The organism is Pseudomonas sp. 1L-C-7-B-C1 (assembly GCF_057291635.1).
Map to the genome: position 1 here is coordinate 59,199 of NZ_JBXAWH010000001.1, position 12,327 is coordinate 71,525.

Annotated in this window: 12 protein-coding genes; 5 read left to right on the plus strand and 7 right to left on the minus strand. The window is 59.1% G+C overall.

The genetic code is table 11. From position 1 onward, the window contains the following. Positions 1 to 3: 3 nt before the first annotated feature. The gene (locus AC0Z8Z_RS00260) at positions 4 to 729 is read right to left on the minus strand and encodes a GntR family transcriptional regulator (RefSeq protein ID WP_485617307.1); all 726 of its coding nucleotides are present in this window, start codon (positions 727 to 729) and stop codon (positions 4 to 6) included. A gap of 161 nt (positions 730 to 890) precedes the next feature. On the opposite strand from AC0Z8Z_RS00260, the gene AC0Z8Z_RS00265 reads away from it, so the two are divergent. The 3 genes from AC0Z8Z_RS00265 (at position 891) to AC0Z8Z_RS00275 (ending at position 4,331) form a co-directional block, all read left to right on the plus strand. Further along, the gene (locus tag AC0Z8Z_RS00265) at positions 891 to 2,102 is read left to right on the plus strand and encodes an aminotransferase class V-fold PLP-dependent enzyme (RefSeq protein WP_122622270.1); all 1,212 of its coding nucleotides are present in this window, start codon (positions 891 to 893) and stop codon (positions 2,100 to 2,102) included. Positions 2,103 to 2,203: 101 nt separating this feature from the next. Further along, positions 2,204 to 3,502, plus strand: a complete 1,299-nt coding sequence (locus tag AC0Z8Z_RS00270) for an MFS transporter (RefSeq protein ID WP_205486997.1) — start codon at positions 2,204 to 2,206, stop codon at positions 3,500 to 3,502. A gap of 64 nt (positions 3,503 to 3,566) precedes the next feature. Then, the gene (locus AC0Z8Z_RS00275) at positions 3,567 to 4,331 is read left to right on the plus strand and encodes a 2-keto-4-pentenoate hydratase (protein WP_485617309.1); all 765 of its coding nucleotides are present in this window, start codon (positions 3,567 to 3,569) and stop codon (positions 4,329 to 4,331) included. Between the two features lie 62 nt (positions 4,332 to 4,393). Here AC0Z8Z_RS00275 and AC0Z8Z_RS00280 read toward each other — a convergent pair whose 3' ends face one another. Continuing rightward, entirely contained in the window at positions 4,394 to 6,070 is a 1,677-nt protein-coding gene (locus tag AC0Z8Z_RS00280) for an NAD-dependent malic enzyme (protein WP_485617311.1), read from the minus strand. Positions 6,071 to 6,677: 607 nt separating this feature from the next. Between AC0Z8Z_RS00280 and AC0Z8Z_RS00285 the strand changes: the two genes are divergently transcribed. After that, a complete protein-coding gene (locus AC0Z8Z_RS00285) occupies positions 6,678 to 7,262 on the plus strand; it encodes a DcrB/PsbP domain-containing protein (protein ID WP_485617312.1) in 585 nt (194 codons plus the stop codon). A gap of 27 nt (positions 7,263 to 7,289) precedes the next feature. On the opposite strand, the gene AC0Z8Z_RS00290 is transcribed toward AC0Z8Z_RS00285, so the two are convergent. Together AC0Z8Z_RS00290 and AC0Z8Z_RS00295 are read right to left on the minus strand one after the other, a co-directional pair. Further along, the gene (locus tag AC0Z8Z_RS00290) at positions 7,290 to 7,880 is read right to left on the minus strand and encodes a nucleotidyltransferase domain-containing protein (protein WP_172609351.1); all 591 of its coding nucleotides are present in this window, start codon (positions 7,878 to 7,880) and stop codon (positions 7,290 to 7,292) included. A 160-nt stretch (positions 7,881 to 8,040) separates the two neighbouring features. Continuing rightward, complete coding sequence (locus AC0Z8Z_RS00295) at positions 8,041 to 8,676, minus strand: LysE family translocator (RefSeq protein ID WP_485617314.1); 636 nt, start codon at positions 8,674 to 8,676, stop codon at positions 8,041 to 8,043. A 302-nt stretch (positions 8,677 to 8,978) separates the two neighbouring features. Here AC0Z8Z_RS00295 and AC0Z8Z_RS00300 point away from each other — a divergent pair, with 302 nt between their 5' ends. Continuing rightward, on the plus strand, positions 8,979 to 10,058 hold the full coding sequence (locus tag AC0Z8Z_RS00300; RefSeq protein ID WP_485617315.1) for a diguanylate cyclase: 1,080 nt from the start codon (positions 8,979 to 8,981) through the stop codon (positions 10,056 to 10,058). A gap of 2 nt (positions 10,059 to 10,060) precedes the next feature. On the opposite strand, the gene AC0Z8Z_RS00305 is transcribed toward AC0Z8Z_RS00300, so the two are convergent. From AC0Z8Z_RS00305 to AC0Z8Z_RS00315, 3 genes are all read right to left on the minus strand, one after another. Further along, the gene (locus AC0Z8Z_RS00305) at positions 10,061 to 10,948 is read right to left on the minus strand and encodes a hypothetical protein (protein WP_485617317.1); all 888 of its coding nucleotides are present in this window, start codon (positions 10,946 to 10,948) and stop codon (positions 10,061 to 10,063) included. A gap of 96 nt (positions 10,949 to 11,044) precedes the next feature. Continuing rightward, positions 11,045 to 11,755 carry a hypothetical protein gene (locus tag AC0Z8Z_RS00310; protein WP_485617318.1) on the minus strand — a complete coding sequence of 237 codons (711 nt, stop codon included), beginning with the start codon at positions 11,753 to 11,755 and terminating at the stop codon, positions 11,045 to 11,047. 188 nt (positions 11,756 to 11,943) lie between these two features. Continuing rightward, a complete protein-coding gene (locus tag AC0Z8Z_RS00315) occupies positions 11,944 to 12,216 on the minus strand; it encodes a LuxR C-terminal-related transcriptional regulator (protein WP_122535470.1) in 273 nt (90 codons plus the stop codon). Positions 12,217 to 12,327: the final 111 nt, after the last annotated feature.

Consider the following 12,327-nt stretch of genomic DNA (forward strand, 5'->3'; position numbering starts at 1 on the left):
GAATTAACGGCGAATGGAGTCCGGGTGCTCGGACTCATCCCTGACCAGCAGCATCAGGGCATCACGTTTTTCCAGTAGGTGGTGGCGCAGGATGCTGCTGAGGCGCTTGCCGTCCCGGGCTTGCAGGGCCTCGATCATTTCTTCGTGGTCGTGCAGCGCGCGATCCCATTTCGGGGCCTGGTGGTTGGAGAGAAAGCGTAATGCGTGGATGCGCCGGTTCAGCGACAGGTAGACCTGACGCAGCGCCGAGTTGCGCGCAGCCAGGTTGATCAGGTCGTGGATGGCGCGGTTGCGCTGGTAGTAACCCGGCAGGTCGTTCTGGTTTTTGCTGACCACCATGGCGTAGTGCAGCGCTTTGATGTCTTCGATTTCCTGGGCGGTGATGCGCTCGCAGGCCAGCTCCCCGGCGAAGGCTTCGATGCCGCTCATGAGCTCGAAGGTTTCGCGGATCTCCAACTCCGACATGCGTGCAACGCTGGCGCCTCGGTTGGGGTTGATTTCGATCAGCCCTTCTACGGCCAGCACCTTTAACGCTTCGCGCAACGGCGTGCGGGAGATGCCGAGGGTTTCGCACAGTTCGCGCTCGTTGAGCTTGGTGCCCGGGGCAAGCACGCCTTCGGTGATAAAGCCGCGCAGGTGATCGATAACGATGTCATGCAGGCGCTGGCGTTCGACCTTGGGAATGAGACGGGGCGTCGGTTGGTCGGATAGTTCGTCAAAATTTTGCATACAAAATCCTTATCGGACCCGCTCTGGCATCGAGTCCTTATTCGAAAATGCTCCAGTTCGCTGGGAAGATTAGCGTAATTAGGCCGTTTGACACAGCATCACCCTGTGCTAGGTTAATTTTGAATTCAAAATACAAAACTATAAAAAACCAGGAGTCACCGATGCTGAAGCTCGATTTCCACCCTGCCGGTCGCCACTTCCTTCAGATTCCAGGGCCTAGCCCGGTGCCGGATCGCATCCTGCGCGCGATGAGCTACCCCACCATTGACCACCGCGGCCCGGAGTTCGGCGAGCTGGGGCTCAAGGTGCTGGAGGGCATCAAGCAGATCTTCAAGACCGTGCATCCGGTGGTGATTTATCCGGCGTCGGGCACCGGTGCCTGGGAGGCTGCGCTGTGCAACACGCTGAGTTCGGGCGACGAAGTGTTGATGTTTGAGACCGGCCATTTCGCCACTCTCTGGCAGAAGATGGCACTGAGTCTCGGCCTCAAGCCGCAGTTCATCGGTCGGCCCGGCATTGAAGGCTGGCGCGGTGGCGTCGATGCGCAAATGATCGAAGACCACCTGCGCGCTGACGGCGGGCATCGCATCAAGGCCGTCTGCGTCGTGCACAACGAGACCAGCACCGGGGTGACCTCGGACATCGCGTCCGTGCGCAAGGCCATTGATGCGGCGGGCCACCCTGCCCTGCTGCTGGTCGACACCATCTCCGGCCTGGCCTCCGCCGACTATCGTCATGACGAATGGGGCGTAGACGTGACCGTTTCCGGCTCGCAGAAGGGGCTGATGCTGCCGCCGGGCATCAGCTTCAACGCCCTGTCGCCGAAAGCCATCGAAGCCAGCAAAAGCGCCGGTTTGCCCCGCAGTTTCTGGGCGTGGGACGAGATCATCGAGATGAACAAGACCGGTTACTGGCCCTACACGCCGAACACCAACTTGCTCTACGGCTTGTCCGAAGCGCTGGACATGATCCTCGGCGAAGGCCTGGACAACGTGTTCATCCGTCACAACCGTCTGGCGAAGGCGTGCCGCACCGCGGTAACCGCCTGGGGCCTGGAAATCCAGTGCGCCGACCCGAGCGTTTACAGCCCCGTGCTCACCGGCGTGATGACGCCTGAAGGCATCGACGCCGACCAGGTCCGCAAGACCATTTACGAGCGCTTCGACATGTCCCTGGGCACCGGCCTGGGCAAGATGAAAGGCCGCATGTTCCGCATCGGTCACTTGGGCGATTGCAACGACCTGATGCTGATGGCCACCCTCACCGGCTGCGAAATGGGCCTGCAGATGGCCGGCGTAAAACTTCAGTCCAGCGGCGTGCTGGCCGCCATGGATTACCTGGGAGGGCAATCGGTACCACTGCGACGCGACTAATGCCATACCCCGCTGCGGCACGCCCGCAGCGTTTTTGACACATCTCACTATCCCGAATCATCGCGTTGTCAGCGAACACAATAAGAAACTGGAGATAGCACATGAAGTTTTTACGTCTGCGCCCCACCACGGTGGTGCTGTTCATGCTGTGCGCCATGTATTTCATTACCTACCTGGACCGCGTCAATGTCAGCACCGCCGCGGTCGGTTTCGGTAAAGAATTCAATCTGACTAAGACCGAGATCGGCATCGTCTTCTCGGCCTTCGCGTATCCCTACCTGATCTTTCAAATCATCGGCGGCTGGGTCAGCGACCGATTCGGCGCCAAGCGAACGCTGGTGGTGTGCGGGCTGATCTGGGCGAGCGCCACGGTGCTGACCGGTCTGGCCGGCGGCTTCGTTTCGCTGATCGTCGCGCGGATCCTCCTTGGCCTCGGCGAGGGCGCGACCTTCCCGGCAGCAACCGCCGCCATGTCTCGCTGGATTCCCAAGGAAAAACGCGGTTTCGCACAAGGCATCACCCACGCCTTCGCTCGCCTCGGTAACGCGTTGGCGCCGGCGGCGATGATCGCGGTGATGGCCACGTACGGCTGGCGCGAATCGTTTTATGTCTGCGCGGCCACCAGCTTCGTCTGGGTCATCCTGTGGATGGTGGTGTTCACCGAGCACCCGAAAGACCACCCGCGCATCTCGAAACAGGAACTGGACACCCTGCCGCCGCCGAAAGTGAAATCCAGCGTCGTGCTGCCGTGGGGTCGCCTGTTCAAGCGCATGGCCCCGGTCACGATCGTTTACTTCTGCTACGGCTGGACGCTGTGGCTGCTGCTGAGCTGGGTGCCGATGTACTTCATGAACATGGGCCTGGACTTGAAGGGCACGGCGATTTTCGCTTCCACCGTTTTCTTCGGTGGCGTGGTCGGCGACACATTGGGCGGTATCGTCAGCGACCGTATTTATGCGCGCACCAAGGATCTGAACAAGGCGCGCAGCCTGATGGTTGCCGTGTGCCTGGGCCTGACGTTGCTGTCGCTGGTGCCGCTGATGTTCACCAAAGACATGCACATTTCCCTGGCCTGCCTGGCGATCGGGTTTTTCTTCTCCGAGATGACCATCGGCCCGATGTGGGCGATTCCGATGGACATCGCGCCGGACCATTGCGGCACCGCCAGCGGCATGATGAACACCGGATCGGCCATGGCTGCCATCGTCAGCCCGGTGGCCGCCGGTCTGTTGATCGACAAGTTTGGCAACTGGCAGCTGCCGTTTCTGGTCAGCATTATTCTGCTGGCGATTGGCGTCGTGCTGTCGTTCCGCATGAAGCCGCAGAACAAGTTTGAGTACGGCACACCTGCTGCGCCGCTGGCCCCGAGTGTTGAACCCGCGCCGGTGATCAGTAAGTAAAGCGACAACGGAAGCCGCCTTCGGGCGGCGTTCTCACGCGAGCAACCTGAACGGAGGACCCTTTTTGGACACTGACACCCAACCCTCGCGCCTGGCGCAGCTGATCGTCGATGCCCAGAACAAACATGACCTGTTGGGCGAGCTGGATTTCGAGCTGAATCCAACAGACCGCGACGCGGCCTACCTCACGCAGCAGAAAATCCTGCGCTTGCGTGGCGTTGAAGCGGGCGGCTGGAAGATCGGTTCGAAGTCTGCGGACGGGCCTATTCAGGGCTCTCCCCTGCCCCGCGATTGCCTGTTCCCGTCGACCGGCACACTGGACCGCAGCGTCTACCCGCCGGTGGGTCTGGAACTGGAAATCGCCTTCCGCTTCAACCGCACCTTCAGCCCTCGGGATGAGGCGTACAGCGACGACGAGGTTATGGCCGGTATCGGCGAAATGGCGGCCTCCATCGAGGTGGTGTCCAGCCGGTTCGCGGCGTGGCCGAAGATCGAGCCGCTGACGCAATTGGCCGATCTGCTTAACCACGGCGCCTTGGTGGTGGGTGATTTCGTACCTTACGATGTCTCCTTTCCCTTCGTTGAGCCAACGCTGGCCTTCACCGTGAATGGCGAAAGCATTGTGCCTTCCAAAGTCGCCAATCCCGCAAGCGATCCGCGACGGTTGCTGCCGTGGCTGGTCAACCATCACACCCTCAACGGTCTGCCATTGCCCGCGGACTTCGTGATCACCACGGGCTCTTACACCGGCATGCACTTCGCCCAGGGCATGGCTGAGGTGCTGGGCCAGATCGACGGGTTGCCGCCGGTTTCCCTCACTCTGTCCTGACGCGGGACTTCAGTGTCATAAAAAAACCCGCCGATTTGGCGGGTTCTTTTTGTCCCTGGGGTTTAATCAGGACGGCGGACGTAGGACCGGTAAACCGGCTGCCAGAAGTCTTTCTCGATGGCCGCTGACAATTCTTCTTCCGATTGCGGTGGCGCCACACTGTCACGCTGGGCCGCCATGCCGACGGCAAAGGCGATGCGCTTGCTGACCGACTGAACATCCCGCAACGGCGGCAACATCTGCCCTGCCGCTGCACACTCTGCCAGCGCCTGGGCCGACGCCATCAGCATGCCGTCGGTGACGCGGGTCGCTTTACTGGCGATAGCGCCGAGGCCGATGCCGGGGAAGATGTAGGAGTTATTGCACTGCGCGATGGGAAAGGTTTTGCCCAGCACCTCAATGGGCAGAAACGGACTGCCCGTCGCCACCAGCGCCTGCCCGTCGGTCCATTGCAGAATGTCCTTGGGGTGCGCTTCGATCTGCGAGGTCGGGTTGGACAGCGGCATGATGATCGGCTGCGGACAGTGGCTGTGCATCGTCTCGACGATCTGCTGGGTGAACAGTCCGGCCTTGCCCGACACGCCGATCAGCACCGTGGGTTTGGCGTTGCTGACCACCTCCAGCAGCGAGGGCCAGTGGGCGCTGAAATCCCAGTCGTTGAGTGAGTCGCTGGAGTGAGCGAGGCGCTGTTGGAAATCGTAGAGGCCCGGCTGGCGGTCGGTCAGCAGCCCTTTGCTGTTGAGCAGATACACCTGGCTGCGCGCCTGGTCTTCGGACAATCCCTCGAGCTTCATCGCCGCGATGATCTGCTCGGCGATCCCACAACCCGCGGATCCGGCGCCTACAAAGGCGACGGTCTGATCGGACAAGCGCTGGCCCTTCATCTTGCAGGCGGCCAGCAGCGTGCCGACGGTGACAGCGGCAGTGCCCTGGATGTCATCGTTGAAGCAGCAGAGCTGATCGCGGAAGCGCGCCAGCAAAGGCATGGCATTGGTCAGTGCGAAGTCTTCGAACTGCAGAATTGCTTCCGGCCAGCGGCGCTGAACGCCCTCGACGAATGCCTGCACGAACCCATCGTATTCAGCGCCGCGCACACGCTCCTGGCCACGGCCGAAATACAGCGGGTCCGCCAGCAGCGCCGGGTTGTTGGTGCCGACGTCGAGCACCACCGGCAGCGTGTAGGCCGGGCTGATGCCACCGCATGCGGTGTATAACGACAACTTGCCGATGGGAATGCCCATGCCGCCGACACCCTGATCGCCGAGGCCGAGAATGCGCTCGCAATCACTGACGACAATGACTTTGACGTTGTCCTTGGTGACGTTGTTGAGGATTTCGTCGATGCGGTCCTTGTCGGCGATGCTGATGAACAGGCCGCGATGACTGCGGTAGATGCGGGAAAATTCCTGGCAGACCTTGCCGACGGTGGGGGTGTAGATGATCGGCAGCATCTCGTCGAGATGGTCGTCGACGACGCGGTAGAACAGTGTTTCGTTGGAGTCCTGAATCGAGCGCAGGAGGATGTGTTTGTCCAGATCGGTCGCGCAGGCCTGGTACTGGTGATAGGCGCGGCTCGCCTGTTGCTCGATGGTTTCGACGCGCTCGGGGAGCAAACCCTGCAGGGCGAGGGCTTCACGCTCGTCGAGGCTGAACGCCGTGCCTTTGTTGAGAAGTGGAGTGCCCAACAACGTGGGACCGGCGAAAGGGACTTGCAAGGTGCGATCAGTGGCATGGGTCATGTCTGTCTCCTGTGCTTATTGTATTTTGAATTCAATGTACACCTTTGGCCTGGAAAGCCAACCGTGAAGGGTGCTCACAATTCTTCGGACATGCGTGTGGCCTAGTGGGACCGGCTTTAGCCGGGAAGGCGTCAGGGGTCACGCTGCGAATCTTGTGTTGTGCATACCGGCCTATTCCCGGTTGAAGCCGGTCCCACTAAACACCGCGTACACCCAGGGAATTGGCCATGCCGCATAACCTGTGGGACCGGCTTTAGCCGGGAAGGCGTCGGGTGTCTCGCTGCGAATCTTGTGTTGTACATACCGGCCTCTTCCCGGCTGAAGCCAGTCCTACAGATACACCGCTTACACCCAGGGAACTGGCCATGCCGCATAACCTGTGGGACTGGCTTTAGCCGGGAAGACGTCGGGGGTCACGCTGCACATCTTGTGTTGTACATACCGGCCTCTTCCCGGCTAAAGCCGGTCCCACAATGTACCGCGTGTACGCTGCGGGACCGGCATTTGCGAGTCCCACAGACACCATGGCCATCGCGACTATCACCCTGCCATCACCCTCAGGCAAAATGCCGGACCTATGTAGGAATCATCCCCAGGAGTGGTCGGAATGCGCTTGTTCAGTTTAAGAACCCTGCTGGTCTGCACCGCGTTGGCTTCATGCCTGGGGATGGTCGGCGCGCAGGCGGCGTCCAAAACCAAACCCGCGCCGAAACCTTCTGGGCAAAAAGTCGCGATGCTCGGCGGCAAATTCGCCTTCACCCTGCCGAAGGACTATGTCAAAGGCCCGATGGAAGAGATCGATGCCAAGGCCAGGGCCGCGGGCGTGACCGGCTCGCTGTACATGAACAAGCCGGCCAAGCGCGTGGTGATCATCACCGAAGCGCCGTTGCCCAATGACCAGAAGGTCGGCGCCAACGACAAGCCAACCCTCGACGGCATCATCGCCGACACGCTGCAACAGCAGCAGTCCAGCTACAACGACTTCAAGAAGCTGGGTGAGAAGAAGATCGTACGAAAAGGCCTCGGCATGCGTCAGCTGGACATCTCAGGCAGCGTAGACGGCGGCCGGGTGTTGAGCACGACGATTACAGCGGCCTACGGCAAACGAACCGCGATGGTGAACGTCATCTCCCTCGCGAAAGACGCCAAGGCGCACGCGGAGGTGGTGAAGGGTGTGACCGGCGGGAAGTGAGGGTTGCTGCTTTTCCAGCGTCATAGGTCACTCCTTGTGAGGGCTCAGATCACGTTCCGAACCGATGACGAACAGCTTAGGCTTGGTCATCAGGTCACGCACGAAGCCGCCCCGCTGTGCTAACAATTGGAACCACTCTTGCTCCGGGTACTGCTTGGGATTGATTTCTCTGCCCAATACTTCCTGTAGCGGATAAAGGTGGGTGATGAGCTCACCGAAATTCACCGTCCCGATCACCAGAAGGTCGATGTCGCTGGCGGATGTTGCCTTGCCCGCAGCGGTAGAGCCAAAGACGAAAGCCGTTTTGATTCGGTCGGATAAAGGGGCCAGGGCATCAGCGATGGGCGTGACTAAACCATCGGTCTTGCGCAGGATTCCGACCAGCTCAGGAAAAACCACGCAATCCTGATTTGCCTGGTACTGCATTTGGTTACCTACGGGCGACTTGAGCAGCAATCCCGCTTCCACCATCTTGCTCAACTCGCGACTCAGCGTTCCCGAGATTGTCCCTGTCAGCCGCGCAATCTCGCGTTGATGGTACTGACGTTCGGGGTGTAACAGCAGCAAAGCCAACACCTTGCGGCGATAGTCAGAGAACAGAAACTCACCAAGAGTCATGATAGCCACCGAAATGCTGCTTTAAAGGCAGCAATTGAAGCCTTAAAAGCAGCAGTGATCAAGCGTCCAGATTCGTTGTACACAATCGATCTGATAAGACGCGCCCTCAGCCTATGGCCAAGGCTGATTAATGGCGGTCATGCCTCGAAAACCTCCACTCTCACCGCCTGCCCTCCGCTGCCATCCGCACCGCGAACCCGAACAACACCGTGCCCATCAGCCAACGCTGCACTGCCGCCCACCCCGGCTTCTGCGTCAGAAACATCGCAATGGAGCCCGCCGCCATGGCGACCATTGCGTTCACGCTCAGGCTGACCACAATCTGCGCGCTGCCCAAAATCAATGACTGGCCGAGCACGCTGGTGCCGTCGCCGACGGTGATGAATTGCGGCAACAGCGACAGGTAAAGCACCGCGACTTTGGGATTGAACAGGTTGGTCATCAGGCCCATGAGGAACAGCTGCCGGTTGCTGTCGTGCGGCAAATCCTTCACCTGAAACGGTGAGCGACCGCCCGGTCTCACGGCCTGCCAGGCCAAGTACAGCAGGTACGCGGCACCGGCCATGCGCAACGTGTCGTAGGCATAGGGAACCGCCATCACCAAACCGGTGATACCAAACGCCGCGCAGAGCATATAAAAGATGAAACCGGCTGCCACGCCGCCGAGGGAGATCAGACCCGCCCTGCGTCCTTGTGAGATGGATCGCGAAATGACGTAAATCATGTTCGGACCTGGCGTCAGCACCATACCGAGGGCGATGAGGGAAAAAGCGATGAGGTTTGAGAGTTCGGGCATCGTAGGCTCCTGCCGGCGTGACGGAATGCACATCCGGACCGCGCCGAATTGCCCGCCTATTTCAGCCAGCCTACGCAGACCGGTCTATACACAGATGGCCGGAAAACGGGCCATGACAGACGATTCCTTGCGCTCGCCCAAGGGCACCAGCATTCCCGCGTCCTCGCGACAGCCGGTGCGAATTATTTAACCAATAGTGGCTAAGGGCTCTTCCCAGCATCCCATTGGCGAGCGACACTCGGCGTCGTTGGTCGTGACCGATGTATCAGTCGGGATGCTGCGTTATAACCCGGTGAAGCGCTATGAACACTTCGGTCCAAAAAGGTCTTTCCTTCGCCAGACGCATGTACCTGCCGCGCAGCATCGGTCTGGGCATTGGCTTCTTCGCGGTGGCGGCGGCGCTGTACCCTTCCCATCCGCCAACCTGGGTATGGATCGCCATGATCGCCCACGGTTACGGCTGGCCGCACATGGCTTTCCTCCTCGCCAGGCGTTCCCCTCAGCCCTATGCCGCCGAGCGCCGCAACCTGATTTACGACTCGCTGGGCGGTGGCTTCTGGGCGGGGGCGATGGGGATCAGTCCGCTCCCCACCGTGACGGTGCTGTCGATGATGGCGATGAACAACATCGCAGCCGGCGGCTTGCGTCTGTTTGTGTTGGGTTCGCTGGCGCAGATCGCGGGCGCGCTGGCGGCGTACACCCTCTTCATGCCGGCATTGTTCCCCCACGTCACTCAGATGCAGCTCTTCGCCTGCCTGCCCATGCTGGTGATCTACCCGATGGCGATCGGGCTGGTCTGTTATCGCGTGGCCGTGCAGCTGTCCAAAAGCAAGAAGGCGCTGGAAAAACTCAGCACCACCGACAGCCTCACAGGCCTGATGAACCACGGCGCGTGGAAGGATCGACTGGCGCTCGAATTCGATAGGTGCCAGACCCTCAACCGCCAATACAGCGTGGCGTTGATCGACATTGACCACTTCAAAACCATCAACGACACCTACGGCCACATCACCGGCGACAACGTCCTCAAGCAACTCAGCAACACGCTGTGCGCCAGCCTGCGGCAGACCGATCTGGCCGGCCGTTACGGCGGCGACGAATTCTGCGTCATCTTGCCCGACACCACTCTGGCCCAGGCCACCGAGATACTCGAACGCCTGCGCCGCACGGTCCACGATCACGCCCACTCGGCCCTTCCCGATCTGAAACTGAGCCTGAGCATCGGCGTTGCGGCGCACGGCGCCCACCAGACCGACGCCGCCCAGTGGCTGCACGAAGCGGACATGGCGCTGTACGACGCAAAAAGCGCCGGGCGCAATCAGGTCACGCCGGCGCGGCCGTCCACGAAGGTGTGTGCGCACGAGGGCGCGGCGCTGGGGTGAGTTCAGCGCTTCATGCGCCTCAACGTTTCGAACAGCGTAGGGACAGCCGTTTCCTTCAGATAGGCAGCGATGATGTCGCTAATGGAGCGTGAAGGCTGGGTATGCGAATCAGTGTCAGCACATGCCTTATCCGCTGCGGGCGCATCACTGCTATCAGGCTTCGTACCCTTCAAGAACGGCACGCTGCCAGAGAGATCGTATACCTCCTCAGAAATGTTCCGGATCCAGTTTTTTTGATCAAATGAAAAATGGTGGAATTGCCGGCCAAAGTCAGCAACCACGTTTCCATTTTCAGAAAATTTGTTGACGATCTGCTCGAGGAAATGAAAATTCAGGCTGCTAAACGGGCTGTAATCGACGTCCAATGCAAAACGCAGAAAGCCGCGATCAATGGCTGTCGTGCTGAAAGCACTTCCATTCAATATGCGATGGGCAGTGTTGGCACTTTCCTCATTGAACGAGTAAGACACTTCGTGGCCTTCCGTATCAAACCGGTTAAGAGGCCGCTGCGGGATGATTTCGCGTCCATTGTCCGTTCGCCGGTAATGAGCAATGGACCAAGCCAGATCGTCCACATAGCCAAGGTCGGCGCCTTCTACATTTGCGAATTCATAAACCGCAGAGAGTAGATTCCGATCTTCTGGTAACAGGAACAGTGTGGGGAATAACGTCGATAAGTTTGGATCGTATGCCTCTGTCGCGGGCTCAACCGCATGCCCCTTGAAGAGTCGAGACATCATCAGTCCCCTTCCGCTGATAGTGACAGGTGACTCGAGTATTTGCTGCGCGCCTTGGGGTGAAGCGCTCAAAGCCTCCTTGATTTCGGGTTGAGTGATAGCCAACGAGGAAGCGGACTGAACATTGATCTTTTCTGGAATTGAAATGCTCATCACAAATACTCCACTGAAGTCCGCCCTCGACTGGGGATTGACGGCATGGGGTTTAGCAGAACACAGAACGCTTATCCCGTCTGGCGAGACCGTAGATCATGGAAGCATTTCTGCCGAATTATGAATCTGATTGAGCAGCTCTTTAGGCGTGACTGTTTCAAATATTGCAGCGAGGCTGTCGCCCAATATCAGCGGCCCATACAGCCCTTCTTCCCGATCCAGATGCGTTTGCTGCACGTCGCGGTAGGCCTCGGGGTAAATGCTTTTTTCGATTGGCAGCAGGCGGTCGTAATGTTCCAGCAAGCCGCGAAAGACAACCCGCCGCTCCGTGACGCCACGAGTGGTGGCGATCAGTTTGATGAAGAAATCCGAGTCGCTCTGGCGCATGGCTTCATACGCGGCGTAACGCTCAGCCAGGGTGTATGCACCGGTCTCGTTAAACACCACGCAGCACAGGTCCTGACGCGAACGTGAGCCGAACGGGTTGTTGGCCGCGCGCCGGCGATTGCTCTGCGCCAGCGCGAAGGCCACCGCCCGTTCGGCTTCGTTCATACGCTCCGCGCTGCCAAGGCTGCAGAGCTCATCCAGCGCAGGGGCCTGACGTCCCAGTCGCTCGACCTCTGCACTGAAGCTGGCAAAGATGCCGTGTGGCCCGAGCCATTGCTTGTGCAGCTCGCTCAACTGGTCTCGGGACAGTTGGCTTTGCTCATCAACCAATTGCTGAAACGCAGTGGAGACGTCCGAAATGTGGTGTGCCTCGATGTGCTGTTGTTTCAAAGGCTCAGACGATGCGACTTGAATGGTCATCGATTCCATCCTTATTATTGATCATTATTGTGGGTGCGCCTTGACGAGCACTTTTATTGAAGAAATCAAAGCAATGACCGCGAAGTCGTTATTCAAAAAATCGCGCATTACGAAACACACGCCACCGCAGCAAATCTCGATGACGACGGGTTATAAGTATGGGCTATCAAATTGGGTTAATTATGCACTTACCGGTCAACGGAACAATCCGTCAGATGTAGGGGTGTGGACAGTTTTTTCTTTCTAGGCGCCGTGATATGCAGCGCAATGAGCTGTGCGCGATTCTTCACCTCGTTCTTTCGCAGCAATGCCGAAACGTGGTCGCGGGCCGTGTAATCACTGATCCCCAGTCGTTGCGCGATGTCCTTGTTGGTATGCCCCTCCAGCAAGAGAAGCAGGACTTCCTGCTCTCGGGGAGTGGCTTTATTTAATCGCTTACGCTTGCGTTCTTCTTCCAACATTCGCCCTCAACCGTCTCTGCGACTTGCCGACCCCGGCATGACATCTGCCTGGGCCGTGACATTGTTTTTATTGATATTCAGGTTTTTAACGCTTTGATGATTTACACAGTC

Excerpts from the sequence above, each read along its gene's own strand:
- AC0Z8Z_RS00315 (WP_122535470.1), bottom strand. The coding sequence starts at position 12,216 with ATGTTGGAAGAAGAACGCAAGCGTAAGCGATTAAATAAAGCCACTCCC.
- AC0Z8Z_RS00310 (WP_485617318.1), bottom strand. The coding sequence starts at position 11,755 with ATGACCATTCAAGTCGCATCGTCTGAGCCTTTGAAACAACAGCACATC.
- AC0Z8Z_RS00270 (WP_205486997.1), top strand. The coding sequence starts at position 2,204 with ATGAAGTTTTTACGTCTGCGCCCCACCACGGTGGTGCTGTTCATGCTG.
- AC0Z8Z_RS00290 (WP_172609351.1), bottom strand. The coding sequence starts at position 7,880 with ATGACTCTTGGTGAGTTTCTGTTCTCTGACTATCGCCGCAAGGTGTTG.
- AC0Z8Z_RS00280 (WP_485617311.1), bottom strand. The coding sequence starts at position 6,070 with ATGACCCATGCCACTGATCGCACCTTGCAAGTCCCTTTCGCCGGTCCC.
- AC0Z8Z_RS00260 (WP_485617307.1), bottom strand. The coding sequence starts at position 729 with ATGCAAAATTTTGACGAACTATCCGACCAACCGACGCCCCGTCTCATT.
- AC0Z8Z_RS00305 (WP_485617317.1), bottom strand. The coding sequence starts at position 10,948 with ATGAGCATTTCAATTCCAGAAAAGATCAATGTTCAGTCCGCTTCCTCG.
- AC0Z8Z_RS00300 (WP_485617315.1), top strand. The coding sequence starts at position 8,979 with ATGAACACTTCGGTCCAAAAAGGTCTTTCCTTCGCCAGACGCATGTAC.
- AC0Z8Z_RS00295 (WP_485617314.1), bottom strand. The coding sequence starts at position 8,676 with ATGCCCGAACTCTCAAACCTCATCGCTTTTTCCCTCATCGCCCTCGGT.
- AC0Z8Z_RS00285 (WP_485617312.1), top strand. The coding sequence starts at position 6,678 with ATGCGCTTGTTCAGTTTAAGAACCCTGCTGGTCTGCACCGCGTTGGCT.
- AC0Z8Z_RS00265 (WP_122622270.1), top strand. The coding sequence starts at position 891 with ATGCTGAAGCTCGATTTCCACCCTGCCGGTCGCCACTTCCTTCAGATT.